The organism is Pantoea allii (assembly GCF_002307475.1).
GTDB classification, from domain to species: domain Bacteria; phylum Pseudomonadota; class Gammaproteobacteria; order Enterobacterales; family Enterobacteriaceae; genus Pantoea; species Pantoea allii.
The window spans coordinates 28,831-44,543 of record NZ_NTMH01000036.1; the positions used below are offsets into that span (position 1 = coordinate 28,831).

General features: G+C 52.8%; 18 protein-coding genes. 11 read left to right on the forward strand and 7 right to left on the reverse strand.

Annotated elements, in window-relative coordinates:
* Window positions 1-16: 16 nt before the first annotated feature.
* The 9 genes from rsfS (at window position 17) to lipA (ending at window position 8,758) form a co-directional block, all read left to right on the forward strand.
* Window positions 17-334: a ribosome silencing factor gene (gene rsfS / locus CMR03_RS15125; protein ID WP_063878746.1), complete on the forward strand. Its 318-nt coding sequence runs from the start codon at window positions 17-19 to the stop codon at window positions 332-334.
* Between the two features lie 3 nt (window positions 335-337).
* Complete coding sequence (gene rlmH, locus CMR03_RS15130) at window positions 338-808, forward strand: 23S rRNA (pseudouridine(1915)-N(3))-methyltransferase RlmH (RefSeq protein WP_006118409.1); 471 nt, start codon at window positions 338-340, stop codon at window positions 806-808.
* 34 nt (window positions 809-842) lie between these two features.
* Window positions 843-2,747 carry a peptidoglycan DD-transpeptidase MrdA gene (gene mrdA, locus CMR03_RS15135; RefSeq protein WP_063878745.1) on the forward strand — a complete coding sequence of 635 codons (1,905 nt, stop codon included), beginning with the start codon at window positions 843-845 and terminating at the stop codon, window positions 2,745-2,747.
* A gap of 8 nt (window positions 2,748-2,755) precedes the next feature.
* Window positions 2,756-3,868, forward strand: coding sequence for a peptidoglycan glycosyltransferase MrdB (gene mrdB, locus CMR03_RS15140; RefSeq protein WP_063881129.1), 1,113 nt, complete (start codon window positions 2,756-2,758; stop codon window positions 3,866-3,868).
* 10 nt (window positions 3,869-3,878) lie between these two features.
* The gene (rlpA, locus tag CMR03_RS15145; protein WP_096011911.1) at window positions 3,879-5,066 is read left to right on the forward strand and encodes an endolytic peptidoglycan transglycosylase RlpA; all 1,188 of its coding nucleotides are present in this window, start codon (window positions 3,879-3,881) and stop codon (window positions 5,064-5,066) included.
* Window positions 5,067-5,197: 131 nt separating this feature from the next.
* On the forward strand, window positions 5,198-6,409 hold the full coding sequence (dacA, locus tag CMR03_RS15150; RefSeq protein ID WP_063878743.1) for a D-alanyl-D-alanine carboxypeptidase DacA: 1,212 nt from the start codon (window positions 5,198-5,200) through the stop codon (window positions 6,407-6,409).
* Window positions 6,410-6,509: 100 nt separating this feature from the next.
* Entirely contained in the window at window positions 6,510-6,773 is a 264-nt protein-coding gene (gene ybeD / locus CMR03_RS15155; RefSeq protein ID WP_006118404.1) for a DUF493 family protein YbeD, read from the forward strand.
* 191 nt (window positions 6,774-6,964) lie between these two features.
* Entirely contained in the window at window positions 6,965-7,618 is a 654-nt protein-coding gene (gene lipB, locus CMR03_RS15160; protein WP_096011912.1) for a lipoyl(octanoyl) transferase LipB, read from the forward strand.
* A gap of 174 nt (window positions 7,619-7,792) precedes the next feature.
* Window positions 7,793-8,758, forward strand: coding sequence for a lipoyl synthase (gene lipA, locus CMR03_RS15165; protein WP_063878741.1), 966 nt, complete (start codon window positions 7,793-7,795; stop codon window positions 8,756-8,758).
* 112 nt (window positions 8,759-8,870) lie between these two features.
* Here lipA and tatE read toward each other — a convergent pair whose 3' ends face one another.
* The 6 genes from tatE to CMR03_RS25995 form a co-directional block, all read right to left on the reverse strand.
* A complete protein-coding gene (gene tatE / locus CMR03_RS15170) occupies window positions 8,871-9,074 on the reverse strand; it encodes a twin-arginine translocase subunit TatE (protein ID WP_063878740.1) in 204 nt (67 codons plus the stop codon).
* 139 nt (window positions 9,075-9,213) lie between these two features.
* On the reverse strand, window positions 9,214-10,011 hold the full coding sequence (locus CMR03_RS15175; protein WP_063878739.1) for a deaminated glutathione amidase: 798 nt from the start codon (window positions 10,009-10,011) through the stop codon (window positions 9,214-9,216).
* A gap of 57 nt (window positions 10,012-10,068) precedes the next feature.
* Window positions 10,069-10,500 carry a GNAT family N-acetyltransferase gene (locus tag CMR03_RS15180; protein ID WP_063878738.1) on the reverse strand — a complete coding sequence of 144 codons (432 nt, stop codon included), beginning with the start codon at window positions 10,498-10,500 and terminating at the stop codon, window positions 10,069-10,071.
* A 352-nt stretch (window positions 10,501-10,852) separates the two neighbouring features.
* Window positions 10,853-11,062 carry a transcription antiterminator/RNA stability regulator CspE gene (cspE, locus tag CMR03_RS15185; RefSeq protein WP_006118399.1) on the reverse strand — a complete coding sequence of 70 codons (210 nt, stop codon included), beginning with the start codon at window positions 11,060-11,062 and terminating at the stop codon, window positions 10,853-10,855.
* 150 nt (window positions 11,063-11,212) lie between these two features.
* Window positions 11,213-11,785: a lipid IV(A) palmitoyltransferase PagP gene (gene pagP / locus CMR03_RS15190; protein ID WP_096011913.1), complete on the reverse strand. Its 573-nt coding sequence runs from the start codon at window positions 11,783-11,785 to the stop codon at window positions 11,213-11,215.
* 524 nt (window positions 11,786-12,309) lie between these two features.
* The gene (locus CMR03_RS25995) at window positions 12,310-12,393 is read right to left on the reverse strand and encodes a small membrane protein YohP (protein ID WP_019105993.1); all 84 of its coding nucleotides are present in this window, start codon (window positions 12,391-12,393) and stop codon (window positions 12,310-12,312) included.
* A 252-nt stretch (window positions 12,394-12,645) separates the two neighbouring features.
* Here CMR03_RS25995 and CMR03_RS15195 point away from each other — a divergent pair, with 252 nt between their 5' ends.
* Window positions 12,646-12,891, forward strand: a complete 246-nt coding sequence (locus CMR03_RS15195) for a hypothetical protein (RefSeq protein ID WP_063878736.1) — start codon at window positions 12,646-12,648, stop codon at window positions 12,889-12,891.
* Between the two features lie 50 nt (window positions 12,892-12,941).
* Here CMR03_RS15195 and gntT read toward each other — a convergent pair whose 3' ends face one another.
* Window positions 12,942-14,258 (reverse strand): gluconate transporter, encoded by a 1,317-nt coding sequence (gene gntT / locus CMR03_RS15200; protein ID WP_096011914.1) that lies wholly within the window; start codon window positions 14,256-14,258, stop codon window positions 12,942-12,944.
* A 290-nt stretch (window positions 14,259-14,548) separates the two neighbouring features.
* Here gntT and CMR03_RS15205 point away from each other — a divergent pair, with 290 nt between their 5' ends.
* Window positions 14,549-15,697 (forward strand): iron-containing alcohol dehydrogenase, encoded by a 1,149-nt coding sequence (locus tag CMR03_RS15205; RefSeq protein WP_063878734.1) that lies wholly within the window; start codon window positions 14,549-14,551, stop codon window positions 15,695-15,697.
* Window positions 15,698-15,713 lie beyond the last annotated feature (16 nt).

The following is a 15,713-nucleotide window of genomic DNA, read 5'->3' on the forward strand; positions in this document are numbered from 1 at the left end:
TTTAAAGGGGAACCTTTTGCAAGGTAAAGCACTCCAAGAGTTCGTTGTTGATAAGATTGATGATTTGAAAGGTCAGGACATCGTTACCCTCGACGTACAGGGTAAATCGAGCATCACTGATTTCATGATCATCTGTACCGGTACCTCCACCCGTCACGTGACCTCTATCGCAGAACACGTCGAGCAGGAATCCCGTGCTGCCGGTCTGATGCCACTGGGCGTAGAAGGCAAAACGGCCGCCGACTGGGTCGTTGTGGATCTCGGTGAAGTGATTGTGCACGTGATGCAGGAAGAGAGCCGTCAGTTGTATGAACTGGAAAAGCTCTGGGGTTAAGCGGTGAAATTGCAGCTTGTTGCCGTCGGTACCAAAATGCCTGACTGGGTTCAGACCGGTTTTATGGAATACCTGCGTCGTTTTCCCAAAGACATGCCGTTTGAATTAACGGAAGTGCCTGCGGGTAAACGAGGGAAAAATGCCGACATCAAACGCATTCTGGAAAAGGAAGGCGAAGCGATGCTGGCAGCGACAGGTAAAGGCAACCGTATAGTGACGCTGGATATTCCCGGACAACCCTGGGAAACCCCGCAATTGGCGCAGCAGCTGGAGCGCTGGAAGCAGGATGGACGTGATGTCAGCCTGCTGATTGGCGGCCCTGAAGGATTAGCGCCAGCCTGTAAAGCGGCGGCGGAACAGAGTTGGTCTCTCTCGGCGTTAACGTTGCCTCATCCGCTGGTGCGCGTGCTGGTTGCAGAGAGCCTTTATCGTGCATGGAGCATTACGACAAATCATCCTTATCATCGTGAATAACCGATAAGCTCACTCCAGACATTACAAGTAGCGGATGAAATTACAAAGCAACGCCTTTCGCGATTACAGCGCCGAACAAAAAGTCTTTGTCCGCAGGGCTTTTATCGCTTTTGTCGGCATCTTACTGCTCTCCTCCGTGCTGGTGGTCAATCTCTATCATCTGCAGATTCTCCGTTTCGACGACTACAGTACCCGGTCAAATGAAAACCGTATAAAGCTGGTGCCGGTTGCGCCCAGCCGCGGCATTATTTATGACCGTACCGGTACGCCACTGGCCCTGAACCGCACGATTTATCAGGCCGAACTGGTGCCGGAAAAAGTCGACGATCTCAAGCAAACGCTGCAAAATTTGCGCCCGGTGCTCGACCTCACCGATGACGATATTGAGGCGTTTGAAAAAGAGCGTAAGCGCTCACGTCGCTTTACCTCTATCCCGGTAAAAACCGGCCTTAATGAGGTGCAGGTTGCCCGCTTTGCCGTGAACCAGTACCGCTTCCCCGGCGTAGAAGTCAAAGGCTATCAGCGCCGCTACTATCCCTTTGGGCAAACCCTGACCCATGTTGTGGGCTATGTCTCGAAAATCAACGATCGGGATGTGGCGCGTCTGGATAAAGAAGGGAAATGGCCAAACTATGCGGCTACGCACGATATCGGTAAACTCGGTATCGAAGCCTATTACGAAGACCTGCTTCACGGTAAAACCGGTTATGAAGAGGTTGAGGTAAACAACCGTGGTCGGGTGATCCGTCAGTTGCACGAGCAATCCCCGCAGGCCGGGCGCGATATCTATCTGACCATTGATCTGAAACTGCAGCAGTACATTGAAACGCTGTTAGCCGGTAGCCGTGCCGCCGTGGTAGTGAGCGATCCCCGCACCGGGGAAATTCTGGCGATGGTGTCAACGCCCAGCTACGATCCGAACCTGTTCGTTGACGGCATCTCCAGCAAAGACTATCGCGGATTGCTGGAAGATGAGAACCGTCCGCTGTATAACCGCGCCATCCAGGCCGCCTATCCGCCTGCCTCAACGGTTAAACCTTATGTCGCCGTGTCCGCGCTAAGCGCTGGCGTCATCAATCGAAATACCAGCCTGTTCGATCCCGGCTGGTGGCAACTGCCCGGCTCCGAGAAGCGCTATCGTGACTGGAAAAAATGGGGCCACGGTCGTCTGAACGTCACCCGCTCGCTCGAAGAGTCTGCGGATACGTTCTTTTATCAGGTTGCCTATGACATGGGCATCGATCGTCTGTCCGAATGGATGACCAAATTCGGCTATGGATCGCGTACGGGAATTGATTTACCGCAGGAGAGTGCGGGCAATATGCCGACGCGCGACTGGAAGATGCGCCGCTTTAAAAAGCCCTGGTATCAGGGCGATACCATTCCTGTCGGTATCGGTCAGGGCTACTGGACGGCAACACCGCTGCAGATGAATAAAGCGATGATGATTCTCATCAATGACGGGGTTATCAAAGTGCCACATATGCTGCGCGCTACCCGCGAGGGCCGCACCCTGGTGCCTTACCGTCAGCCCCCTTCCCAACCGATTGGTGACATCCATTCAGGCTATTGGGAAATTGCCAAAGACGGCATGTATGGCGTTGCCAATCGCCCTAACGGTACGGCCCACAAAAGCTTTGCCGATGCGCCTTACAAAATTGCCGCCAAATCAGGTACGGCTCAGGTCTTTGGTCTGAAAGAGAACGAAACTTATAACGCGCACAAAATCGCAGAACGCCTGCGTGACCATAAGCTGATGACCGCATTTGCGCCATATGATAAACCGCGTGTTGCCGTGACGATGATTCTGGAAAACGGTGGGGCCGGACCGGCCGTGGGTACGGTAATGCGTCAGATACTGGATCACATAATGTTAGGTGACAATAATACTGTCCTGCCAGATGCGGCTCCTACACCGCCAGGCTATGAAGGTGAATAATCATGTCGATGAATGACAGCCCGCAGAAGCGGACAATCTGGATGCGCATGCACATTGATCCGCTCTTTATGCTGATTATCCTCGCGCTGCTGACCTTTAGTGCCATTGTTATCTGGAGTGCCAGCGGCCAGGACCCCGGTATGATGGAGCGTAAGCTGGGTCAGATCGCCATGGGATTGGTTATCATGCTGGTGCTGGCACAGGTTCCGCCCCGGGTGTACGAAGGCTGGGCCCCCTATTTGTATATTGTCTGTGTCATCCTGCTCGTTGCCGTGGATGCCTTTGGGCAAATCAGTAAAGGCGCACAGCGTTGGCTGGATTTGGGTTTTGTCCGCTTTCAGCCCTCTGAAATTGCCAAAATCGCGGTTCCCTTGATGGTGGCCCGCTTTATCAACCGCGACGTGTGCCCGCCGACGTTAAAAAACACCGCGATTGCGCTGGTGCTGATCTTTCTTCCTACCCTGTTAGTCGCGGCGCAGCCTGACCTTGGTACCTCTATTCTGGTGGCGGCATCGGGTTTGTTTGTGCTGTTCCTGTCCGGGATGAGCTGGAAACTGATTGGTATCGCCGTACTGCTGGTCGCAGCCTTTATTCCTATTCTGTGGTTCTTTCTGATGCATGATTATCAGCGAGACCGCGTGATGATGCTGCTCGATCCCGAGACCGATCCGCTTGGCGCGGGTTATCACATCATTCAGTCGAAAATTGCCATCGGCTCTGGCGGCTTGCGCGGTAAGGGCTGGTTGCATGGAACCCAGTCACAGCTTGAGTTCTTACCGGAACGCCATACCGACTTTATTTTTGCCGTGCTGGCAGAAGAGCTGGGACTGGTAGGCGTACTGGTGCTGCTGGTGCTGTATCTGCTGTTAATTATGCGCGGACTGATTGTGGCTGCCCGCGCACAGACGACCTTTGGCCGCGTGATGGCCGGGGGGTTAATGTTGATTTTATTCGTCTATGTTTTCGTTAACATTGGCATGGTTAGTGGTATCTTACCGGTGGTTGGCGTTCCGCTGCCGCTGGTCAGTTACGGCGGATCGGCGCTTATTGTACTTATGGCAGGATTTGGCATCGTCATGTCGATCCACACACACCGAAAAATGTTATCTAAAAGTGTTTAAGAGGTCGCAGATGCGTAAGGACTGGCTTGGCGTTGTATTGGCTTCATTGGTTTTAGCTGCATGTTCTACCCAGGAACCGCAACAACAAAGTGCGCCACCCCAGCCTGCCTATAACGGCCCGGTGGTTGAAATTCCTGGCGTTGAGCCTCGTTATGAGCCGGTCAATCCGTCGACCAATCAGGACTACAGCGTCAACGGTAAAAACTACCGCATCATTAAAAATCCGGCCAACTACAGCGAAGTGGGTCTGGCCACCTGGTACGGTGAAGAAGCGCAGGGTAATCGTACTGCGACGGGGGAAACCTTTGATCCCGATGCCCTGACCGCCGCCCACCCGACGCTTCCTCTGCCAAGCTATGTGCGCGTCACTAACCTGGCAAACGGACGTCAGATTGTCGTGCGCGTTAACGATCGCGGCCCTTATACGCCAGGGCGCATTATCGATCTGTCTCGTGCCGCGGGTGACCGCCTGAACATCTCCAATAATTCCCGCGTGCGCGTTGATTACATCAGCGTCGCGCCAGACGGCACGCTCTCCGGTCCCGGCACCATCGGCACCGTGGTCGCCAAACAGAGCTATGCCCTGCCTTCGCGTCCCGATTTGAACGGCCCGGTCATGAGCAGCCCACCCGTGATGAACGGTGGTGGTAGCCAGCCGATGATGAACGGTAGCAGCCAGCCAGTGATGAGCGGTGGCAGTCAGCAGCAGACAGCGCCGACGACTGAACCCGATGCGCAGGATGTCTCGCCGGTGAGCAATGCCACTCTGCAAAGTCATGATGCCATGGGCGCACCAGTGCAGAGCGGCGGTTTTCTGGGTGCCCCACAGCCGTTAGCGAGCGGCGTGCTGGAAGGTAGCGAGCCTGCCGCCAGCGCACCTGCTGCAGCGGCTCCGGCAGCCGCTGCACCGATTACGGCCAGTGCCGCGACCTCTCACCCGGCACCCGCGGCTCAGGGCGGATCATCGCTTTCAGGCTATGTGGTTCAGGTCAGTGCCATCAATGATGCTGCACGTGCCCGGCAGTTGCTCACCAGTCTGCGCCAGCGCTTCGGTGTCCCTGGTGCAGTGGAAAATGCAGGCAATGTCTACCGCGTACAACTTGGTGGTTATAAAACCCGTGCTGAAGCCGTTGCTTTACAGCAACGCCTGAGCAGTGAAGGCCAGAGCGCGGCCTTCGTGACCACAGCAGGCCGTTAACCGACAGGGATGCTCTGATTGGTAACGTCTGCTAACAACCCAGTCATTAAGCCGGATGCCTGTAAATCAGGCATTTGTTATGATGAGTGACTTTTTTAAACCCTAAACCCATGGATGTTGTCGTCCCACACATGAACACGCTGAAACCTTCTCGTTTGTTAAAACGCCTGACAGTGGGATCACTGATCGCTTTCTCTCTCAGCCATGTTGCTATCGCTGATGATGTTAATCTCAAGACCATGATTCCGGGCGTACCGGACATTGATGCCGAAGCCTACGTTCTCATCGACTACAACTCAGGAAAAGTGCTGGCAGAGAAAAACGCGGACGCCCGTCGCGACCCAGCAAGCCTGACGAAAATGATGACCAGCTACGTTATCGGTCAGGCAGTGAAAGCCGGAAAAATCCATCAGGACGACATCGTCACTGTGGGTCAGGATGCGTGGGCAACCGGCAATCCGGTGTTCAAGGGTTCATCGTTAATGTTCCTGAAACCAGGCGACCGCGTACCGGTTTCTCAGCTCACCCGTGGCATCGTATTGCAGTCTGGTAACGATGCCTGCGTAGCGATGGCGGACTATGTCGCCGGTAGCCAGGATGCTTTTGTTGGCCTGATGAACAACTACGTCAAAGCGCTGGGTCTGCAAAACACCCATTTCCAGACGGTTCATGGTCTGGATGCGGAAGGACAGTACAGCTCGGCACGTGACATGGCACTGATCGGCCAGGCGCTGATCCGTGATGTGCCGGAAGAGTACGCGGTTTATAAAGAGAAAGAGTTTACCTTTAACAATATCCGTCAGATGAACCGTAACGGTCTGCTGTGGGATACCAGTTTGACGGTCGATGGCATCAAAACCGGCCATACCGCGGCAGCAGGTTATAACCTGGTCGCCTCGGCGACAGAAGGCCAGATGCGTCTGATCTCAGCCGTGATGGGCGGTCATACCTATAAAGGCCGCGAAACCGAAAGTAAAAAGCTGCTGACCTGGGGCTTCCGCTTCTTTGAAACCGTCGCGCCGCTGAAAGCCGGAAAAGAGTTTGCTTCTGAACCGGTATGGTTTGGTAACAGCGATCGCGTACAGCTGGGCGTCGAGAAAGATGCTTATCTGACGATTCCGCGCGGCCGCATGAAAGATCTGAAAGCCAGCTATGTGCTGACCAATACTGAACTGCATGCACCGCTGAAGAAAAATCAGGTGGTAGGCAGTATCAATTTCCAGCTGGATGGCAAAACAATCGATCAGCGTCCTCTGGTGGTGTTGAACGAAGTTTCTGAAGGCGGTTTCTTCAGCCGTATCGTTGACTACATCAAACTGATGTTCCATCACTGGTTCGGTTAATGGCGCAGGGCGGTTGAAAAACCGCCACCTTGCCCCCATTACAGGTTAATATGATGCTCCCGCTTCGGCGGGAGCCTGTTTTTTATGTACCGGAGTGATTATGAAAACCAAACTGAATGAACTGCTCGAATTCCCTACCCCGTTTACCTACAAAGTGATGGGGCTGGCACAGCCGGAGCTGGTTGATTTGGTGCTTGAGGTAGTGCAACGCCATGCACCCGGCGATTACAGCCCAGAAGTGAAACCCAGCAGCAAAGGTAACTATCACTCGGTCAATGTCACGATCAACGCCACCCATATCGAACAGGTTGAAACCCTGTATGAAGAACTGGGCAAAATCGAAATCGTGCGGATGGTGCTGTAACCTCCTCAAAAAAGGGTAAACGGGTCAGGCTGCGGGTAACGCACTGACCCATTTTTATTGGCTGGCGATATGCCAGCACCGATCCCACCTTAAACCTCTCTGCGCCACGATAACCGCCTCATCGCGAAGGCGTTTAACTTCAGCGCCGCCAGCGTTATACTCAGCCTCTCGCCTTTTAACGGATACTCGTTTTGTCAGCTGACACGCTTCTTATTCGCCAGTTTGGTTTATGTGACTGGCAATCGACCTCAGACGCCATGCACCACTATACCGACCAGCGCAACGCCGAAAGCCGGGATGAAGTCTGGCTGGTTGAACATTACCCGGTATTTACTCAGGGCCAGGCAGGAAAAGCCGAGCACCTGCTGATGCCCGGCAATATTCCGGTGGTACAGAGCGACAGAGGCGGCCAGGTGACCTACCACGGCCCCGGACAACAGATTATGTACGTACTGATTGATGTTAAACGCCGCAAAACCGGTGTGCGTCAGTTGGTTACCGCCTTAGAGGAAACCGTGATTGCCGTGCTGGCGCGCTTTGGCGTGGCTGCCCGAGCCCGTCCCGATGCGCCTGGCGTCTATGTGGGTGACGAGAAAATCTGCTCGCTGGGACTGCGTATTCGTAAGGGCTGTTCTTTTCACGGACTGGCGTTAAACGTGGCGATGGACTTGTCACCTTTTTTACGTATCAATCCTTGTGGCTATGCCGGAATGAATATGACGCAGTTGCAACACTTTCGGCCTGAGGTCACGCTCGCCGATGTCCAGCCGTTGCTGGCGGAGACGTTTGCCCAGCAGTTGGGTTATCAACAGGTCGAATGGCACCCGGTTAAGACCTCGGACTGAGTTAACTGTGAATGCGTATTTACAAATATGTAACTTATCGGCTCTGTCTTTGGCTGCTTCCTGGTCGATGAGATGATATAATTTTTGCACTTTTTTCAAATAAAGTTGAAAGCCGCCTTCTCGGGTTGAGTGAGACAGCTTTCAAATCGCAATCCGACCGGAACCTGCTGATTTATGAGTAAACCAATTCAGATGGAACGCGGCGTCAAATATCGTGACGCAGACAAAATGGCGCTGATCCCGGTGAAAACCGTGGCCGTCGACCGGCAAGAGATTTTACGCAAGCCGGAGTGGATGAAAATCAAACTGCCTGCGGACTCCAGTCGTATTCAGGGCATAAAAGCGGCAATGCGTAAAAACGGACTCCACTCCGTTTGTGAAGAAGCCTCCTGCCCTAACCTTGCCGAATGTTTTAACCACGGTACGGCAACCTTTATGATCCTGGGCGCGATCTGTACCCGTCGCTGCCCGTTCTGCGATGTTGCACACGGTCGTCCTAACGCGCCTGATGCGAACGAGCCGGGTAAACTCGCCCAGACCATCGCCGATATGGCCCTGCGCTATGTCGTTATCACCTCGGTGGATCGTGACGATCTGCGTGATGGCGGCGCGCAGCATTTTGCCGACTGTATCACCGCCATCCGGGAAAAAAGCCCCAGCATTAAAATTGAAACCCTGGTGCCTGACTTCCGTGGTCGTATGGATCGTGCGCTTGAGATTCTGACTGCAACTCCGCCGGATGTGTTTAACCACAACCTTGAAAACGTGCCGCGCGTGTATCGCCAGGTGCGCCCGGGCGCAAACTATGAATGGTCGCTGAAACTGCTGGAGCGCTTTAAAGAAGCCCATCCAGAGGTGCCGACGAAATCCGGTTTGATGGTAGGTCTGGGTGAAACCAACGCTGAAATCGTTGAGGTGATGCGCGACCTGCGTCGTCACGGTGTGACGATGTTAACGCTGGGTCAGTATCTGCAGCCCAGCCGTCACCATCTGCCCGTTCAGCGCTATGTCAGTCCAGCGGAATTCGATGAGATGAAAGAAGAGGCGATGGCGATGGGCTTTACTCATGCGGCCTGTGGTCCTTTTGTCCGCTCGTCTTACCACGCCGATATGCAGGCAAAAGGCCTGGAAGTCAAATAGCGTTCGCTCACCCGCCGTCATTAAAAAACAAAAAAACCAGATTGTCCGCAATCTGGTTTTTTTTACTGCGGTCAGAAATAAAAATTAACACTTTTCTAAAACTGACGTGGCATTAGTCTTTGTGAGAAACGCGTTCTGCAGGTGTTTCTTCCGCTGTGGTGCGTGCTGCACTGGAATCTTCGTCTTTCATGGCCTTTTTAAAGCCTTTGATTGCAGAGCCCAGATCGCCACCCAGAGAACGTAACTTATTGGTGCCGAAAAGCAGTACGATAAGCGCACCGATAATCAGCAGCTTGGCAATACTGATACCTTCCATATTTAACCTTTATAATCTGGCGAATAACGGTAACCCCTATTTAGGCGCAGTTTAGCCCTAACCTCAAGCGTAATCTGTAACAGAGTAAGATCGCGGTGGCCCTCCTTCAGGTCCCAGGCCCCGTCCTGCCGAATAACGCTTAGCGCGACGCATCCAGTTCAGGCCGACTAAACCGGCGGTTATCCAGCACCGGTAACATTGCGCGTGCCGTAGCGATTCTTTGCGGGTCAAGCTCGGCGAAGATCAGTGCGTGAGACTCGGCCGCACGGCTTATTGGCACACCCAGCGGATCAACCACCATGCTGTTGCCAATATTACGCGTCCCGCACTCTCCGACGGCGACCACATAACAGGTATTTTCCAGCGCACGCGTGCGGGTAAGTAAATCCCAGTGCATCTCTTTTAACGGCCCTTTGACCCAGGCTGAAGGTAAGACCAGCACGTCGGCACCATCCAGCACAAGCCGCCGTGCCAGCTCAGGAAAACGCACATCGTAACAGGTCATCAGCCCTACTTTCATGCCCGCCACGTCCACCAGAGGTGGAACCTGTTCACCCGCTTCAACGCGCGTTGATTCCTGCATGGCAAAGGCATCGTAGAGATGCAGCTTGCGATACTCTGCCACGAGCTTCCCGTCGCGAATCACCACCAGCACGTTAAAGACTTTATGGTTATTACCGGGTACATGCATTCCCAGGACCGTCGTCAGTCTGGTGCCCTTACTGGCGACCAGCAATTGCGACAGGAATGGTCCATCCAGCGGCTGTGCGGCTTCCAGAATTAAATCGGGGTTTGTGATGTCACTGGCCAGCACCGCCTCAGGCAGGACTAACAGGTCGGCATCAGCACGGCTGGCCTGATCCATCATGCTCAGGCAGGTTGTGGCGTTTTCCTGCCATTCACGCTTAACTGCAAATTGCCCTAGCGCGACTTTCATTATCCCTTCTCCAGCGACGCCGTGTCGCTCTGTGAGCCCAATGGTGAGCCTGTCATCTTACAGAGGCTGTAATGCTTTCACATGATAGCGTGGCGATTCAACATAACCTTCACGGCCATAAAACTGGTTTGCTTTGAGGCGCGAGGCATGACAGTGCACTTCCATGCGATCACAGCCGTGCTGAGCCGCCAGCGCTTCTGCGTGCTGCAGGAGTTTCTGTCCGACGCCTTTGCTACGCTCACCTTCGGCAATGCACACGTAGCTGATGCGAGCAAAATCACCCGCCAGCGCCAGCTGAGGAATAAAATGGAGAGAGATAAATCCCAGCACCTGATTGCCGTGCTCTGCAACCAGCAGCTTTTCATTCGGATCGGTCATCAGTTGAGCAAGGCGTTGCTCAATAAAATGCTCTGTACCGCCATAACCAAGTTCACTTAACAACGCGCTCAACACGAAGCTGTCCTTCGCCTGAGCTGGACGAATATTCATCCTGTCACCTCTTTCTCTGCGATGCGGAGAGTCAGTTATAACCCGAGACGCCGTAAAATGCTGCTCCTGCGAGTTGTTATGATTATGTTACGGGGATTATCTGTGACTCGCTCCGCAGTTTGCCAGTCGTTGTGGCGCTGCAGAATGGGCCTGAGTCCGATGTAGCAGTAGAACCAGGTGCGGCCCGGGTTAAGGCGAGAACGTGATGATGCGAGGGGAAGTACGGTGGGATAAGAGCGAAGCCATTGTGTAAGTGTTCCGCCTGAGGCCGGGCTGAAAACCAACGGTATGGTTGCGTGCAGCCATAAAAAAACCCGCCAGAAGGCGGGTTTTTAGAATTCTGACTGTTAACTTACAGACTGATAACGTTAGCAGCAGATGGGCCTTTTGCGCCGTCAGTGATTTCAAACTCTACACGCTGACCTTCAGCCAGAGTTTTGAAGCCATTGCTCTGGATCGCAGAGAAATGTACGAATACATCTTTGCTGCCATCTTCAGGAGTAATGAAACCGAATCCTTTAGATTCATTAAACCACTTAACGTTACCTTTAATCTTAGACATCTATATTACCTTTACATGAAAAATGGACACTAAACTGTGTCGCCATCTAGTACAGCAATTGCTGAGGGTTTTGTCCAGCCTGAATTGATGAAAAAGTGATAAATATCGCTATTATTTTCCCTTTAGTGACTTATTCAGGGGTTCTGAGGCTTAAAACTGCCAGCGCAGCCAGGCAAAATACACGTTACCGTTGTTGTAAGTACCTGGAATATAAGTCATTTGAAAATTAACCGGCCCATAACCTACTGATGCTAACGGCAATAAAGCCGGCACAGGATAGTATCCCCAGTTATTCCTCGCCGTGATGCCAGCGGTAAAGCCCAAACCATAGTGAAAATTCTGATCCGCCAGTGGTCGCCAGGTTGCTTCCCAGCCATAGCCGCCAAAGGGTTCCCACTTGTTAAAGGAATCTTTAAACGCCATCAGGTAAAGGCCGTGCCAGTTACCTTTCTCATCGTAACGTGAAACCCCACCACCCGCTCCCCAGGGACGTTCGTTATATCTGTGGATATGCTCATCATCATACGTCCAGCGGTTATGCCAGGTGATGGCGGGCACATAAACATCAATGGAGTCAGGCTGTTGCCAGGTTTGCTGGACATTATCAGTGAAAGTGTCCCAGCCCGATTTTATCTGCTGGGTCAGCATGACCGCCTGGAGAGAAAATGAAAAAAATAGCGCCAGTAAGGGCGCTGATAAGCGTGCGATAAAAGACCTGTTCACTTCGGTATTACCTTTATTGTATTGGCTAAATCCAGCGTTCCATACTGAAAACAACAACGTAAAAACCCGCCTGCTGCAGAGAGAGCGAAACCCTTCTGGAGTCTGTTCGGCATGTCGTTATGCTTAACGAGCTAAAGCGTGAGGGATTTTAAAACAGGGAAGATGAACCAGAGCCAAACAACCAGCACTTGCCACATTCTCGCTAAATGAGGTGATTATCCTGCCTTTATTTAATGCCACCAGTTGCGCGCTGTGCCCGCTAAAAAACAAAAAACGGGCGCAATCGGCGCACGAATAAACGCCGTTTAATCACTCGATTAATAAAGAAATAATTAATAGTTTGGGATGTAAATTATTGCATCAGGGACGAACCTGCGTAGACGCGGCTGACGAGCAAAGACGCCAGAGAGATAGCGATGAAGGTAGAACTTACAGGTTTGCAGGCTTACAGGGAAGAGAGTAAATAGCGCGGCTTGATAGGGGTTGTCAGAAATGATTTGGGCACCGTTGAGGTGCCCATAGAATCAGAAAATCAGTTTAAATACCCCTGTCAGGGTCAGTAGTCCCACGATAAAAATAATGGCGATAATCCACAGAATTATTTTCATTTCCTCTCCCTTACCTAAAAAAACATTCCCATAACAGTATAGGCAAGATTTGAGGCTGTGCTTTTTGCTTATTGCGATCTCATCTATCGAAGCAACATTCAGCTTTAATGGTTATTTTCTGTGAGAAGCATCGCATAGCAGGTTTTTACCTGCCTTGCCGCTTCGTTTTGCGGATTAATCCTGGCTAAAATTTATGCGGACAGGACAACTCGTCGGTTTTGACAGTAAAAATGCAAAGCAGGGAGAGACCTTATGAGTAGCATAAATACCAGTATGGGCCGCTATAGCCTCAAGGCAAAATACAGCGGTGATCAAATCAAAGGTTTTTTCGCCATCAATGATGAAGGCGGCACGCAACTTACCCGACAGGAGTTTGCGGTGCACTATCTTGACGATGTGGTTAATAACGTCATTTATCCGGTGACGGGCGGTAACCGTGAAATTGCCCGCGCATTGCGAGAACAGATGGTAAAAGCGGGATTTGAAGATTCAGATTAACAGTACGGGCCGCCGGTCCTGCGCGGCCCTACTGCTTTATGCAGGCACCCTTACACCACGTAGGAAAGCAGTAAGCATCCCACCAAACCACATACCGAAATAATGGTTTCCAGTGCCGACCATGACCGAATAGTTTCGCCAATCGTCAGGTTGAAATACTCTTTAAACAACCAGAAACCGGGGTCATTCACGTGTGAAAAAATCACGCTGCCAGAACCCACAGCGATCACCATTAACTCCGGGCTCGCCCCGCTGATTGCAATTAACGGAGCCACAATCCCCCCTGCGGTAATCGCCGCCACGGTTGCAGAACCCAGGGCAATGCGCAGCACGGCAGCAATAGACCAGGCCATAAACAGCGGCGACAGATTGGTGGCATGCATCATATTGGCAATGTATTTATCTACGCCGCTGTCCACCAGAACCTGCTTGAAGGCACCGCCGCCACCGATAATCAGCAGCATCATCGCGATAATTTTGATGGAGTCGCTTAGCGTATCCATCACCTGTTCCATGCTGCGTCCACGGTTCAGACCAAAAGTGAAAATCGCAATCAGCACGGCAATCAGCGTCGCCATAATGGGATCGCCAAAGAACTCGGCATAAGGCAACAACGCATGGCCTTTGGGCAACACCATTTCGGCTACCGCACGCAGCGCCATCAGGACGACGGGAACAAGGGATGTCCAGACGCTGACGCCAAAGCTGGGCATTTCCGCTTCGCTAAACGTTTTGGGGTTATAAAGCCCTTCTGGAATAGGTTTATCAATCCCTTTCAGGAAACGTGCATAGACTGGCCCGGCGAGAATCACCGTTGGGATGCCCAGTAAGGTTCCAAACAGCAGTGTTTTGCCCATATCGGCATTAAACAGCGTGGCAATTGCCGTGGGGCCGGGATGAGGCGGGAGAAAACCATGGGTCACGGACAATGCCGCCGCCATAGGAACGCCGACAAACAGCAGCGGTACGCGTGCCGATGCGGCAACGCTGAAGACCAGCGGCAGCATCAAGACAAAGCCCACTTCATAGAACAGGGCAAAACCCACAATAAATCCGGTCAGCACCAGTGCCCATTGGATGTGCCTTGTGCCGAACTTGTCGATCAGCGTGGTCGCGATACGTTGCGCGCCACCGCAGTCGGCCAGTAACTTACCGAGCATTGCGCCAAAGCCCATAATCAGCGCCAGGCCGCCCAGCGTCCCACCGACGCCATTTTTAATCGAAAGAATCACTTTGTTGACCGGCATGCCCTGCATGACGCCAACTGCCAGGGCGACTAAAATCAGCGCGATAAAGCCATTGAGTTTAAAGCGAATCATCAGCAGTAACAGTAATGCCACGCCAATCGCCACATAGAGTAATGGCATAATTTTTCTCCACCTGATGCCCTGAATAGTTTCAGTGCCGCTTTGTTATCGTGGTCCCTGAGGACATGTAAAACCGGGGTTCTGCAAGAGTCGTAACATTTTGACAACCCCTGTTACCGATAACATGTTAAGGGTAACATCCTGGTTAAAGCATCACCCCACCGTGGATGAATTTGCGTTTTGCGAAGGCGATCAACTTTTCCTCCCTGCGGAATAAGAAAGTTTCGCGGGGCCGATCGCCGGCTTTTGGTTACACTCAGATTTTAGCGAAGATATAAAAGGATGCGCTGGTGAGTGAGAATCTGAGTGAGCTGTACAGCAATCAACAAACCTTTTTTGGCCGGGGAAGCCTCAATAAGCTGATTCCCCTGCTGGCTGCCCAACCCCAGGCTACCCTGCTCTTTTGCGGTCGTTCATTTTTACAGGGCGAAGCTTACGCCCGGCTCAAATCCACGCTCAACGATCATATTGTCGGTTATGAGATTGTGAATAACGAAGCCTCACCCGGCGATATTGATGCCTGGGTCGCGCGCTGGCGTGGTCATGTTGACAGAGTCGTGGCGGTGGGCGGCGGCAGCGTTCTGGATGCCGCTAAGGCTTTTAGCGCCATGATTCAGCATCCGTTACCGACAGCACGCTATCTGGAAAAGGTCGGGGATACGGCGGTCAGTGCCATCACATTGCCCCTGATTGCGGTCCCTACCACGGCGGGCACCGGCAGTGAAGTTACGCAAAACGCCGTTGTTACGGATCAGCGGGATATTCAGATCAAAGCGTCGCTGCGTCATCCGGTATTTGTGCCACAGGTCGCCATCCTCGATCCCGATTTGCTGAAAGGCGCCCCCGACAAGGTGCTGGCTACCTGCGGAATCGACGCATTTACCCACCTGTTCGAAGCCTATTTGTCCAACAAGGGCAACCTCTTTACCCGCCAGTTAGCCCTCACCGGATTGCGTCAGTTCATTCAGGGCTGGCCTGCGCAAAATCAGCAAGATGAGGCTGGCGATCGCGCGCGTGAGGCGATGATGATGGCGTCCTGGCTGGGCGGGATTAGCCTGAGCAGCGCGGGGCTGGGCGTCATTCACGGGATTGCGGGCGAACTGGGCGCGATTAAGCCCTTCCACCACGGTGAAGTATGCGGAAGACTGCTCTTTACGTTTCTGGATCATCTGGCAGACAGTCAGCACCCGCAACAGTGTCAGTTGATGGCCGACATGCATCAACAGCTTTTTGACGCGCACACCGATTCTCCGGCGCACTACCTGAAAGCCTGGCTACAGCGTTCAGCCATTACGGCTTTCTGGCAGGACGGTCCAGCGCTCAGCCCGTCTGACATCGACTGGGTACTGGCCCGGGCTAACAGTAAAAACAGCCTGGTGAGTTACAGCAAAGATGAAATGCGCGACATGATGGTTCGTGCCTGGCCGGTTAGCGCATAGTCCTTATGCGGGCTTA

Coding starts and splice junctions, on each gene's coding strand:
- mrdA (WP_063878745.1), top strand. CDS start 843: ATGAAATTACAAAGCAACGCCTTTCGCGATTACAGCGCCGAACAAAAA.
- mrdB (WP_063881129.1), top strand. CDS start 2,756: ATGAATGACAGCCCGCAGAAGCGGACAATCTGGATGCGCATGCACATT.
- rlpA (WP_096011911.1), top strand. CDS start 3,879: ATGCGTAAGGACTGGCTTGGCGTTGTATTGGCTTCATTGGTTTTAGCT.
- dacA (WP_063878743.1), top strand. CDS start 5,198: ATGAACACGCTGAAACCTTCTCGTTTGTTAAAACGCCTGACAGTGGGA.
- ybeD (WP_006118404.1), top strand. CDS start 6,510: ATGAAAACCAAACTGAATGAACTGCTCGAATTCCCTACCCCGTTTACC.
- lipA (WP_063878741.1), top strand. CDS start 7,793: ATGAGTAAACCAATTCAGATGGAACGCGGCGTCAAATATCGTGACGCA.
- tatE (WP_063878740.1), bottom strand. CDS start 9,074: ATGGAAGGTATCAGTATTGCCAAGCTGCTGATTATCGGTGCGCTTATC.
- CMR03_RS15175 (WP_063878739.1), bottom strand. CDS start 10,011: ATGAAAGTCGCGCTAGGGCAATTTGCAGTTAAGCGTGAATGGCAGGAA.
- CMR03_RS15180 (WP_063878738.1), bottom strand. CDS start 10,500: ATGAATATTCGTCCAGCTCAGGCGAAGGACAGCTTCGTGTTGAGCGCG.
- cspE (WP_006118399.1), bottom strand. CDS start 11,062: ATGTCTAAGATTAAAGGTAACGTTAAGTGGTTTAATGAATCTAAAGGA.
- CMR03_RS25995 (WP_019105993.1), bottom strand. CDS start 12,393: ATGAAAATAATTCTGTGGATTATCGCCATTATTTTTATCGTGGGACTA.
- CMR03_RS15195 (WP_063878736.1), top strand. CDS start 12,646: ATGAGTAGCATAAATACCAGTATGGGCCGCTATAGCCTCAAGGCAAAA.
- gntT (WP_096011914.1), bottom strand. CDS start 14,258: ATGCCATTACTCTATGTGGCGATTGGCGTGGCATTACTGTTACTGCTG.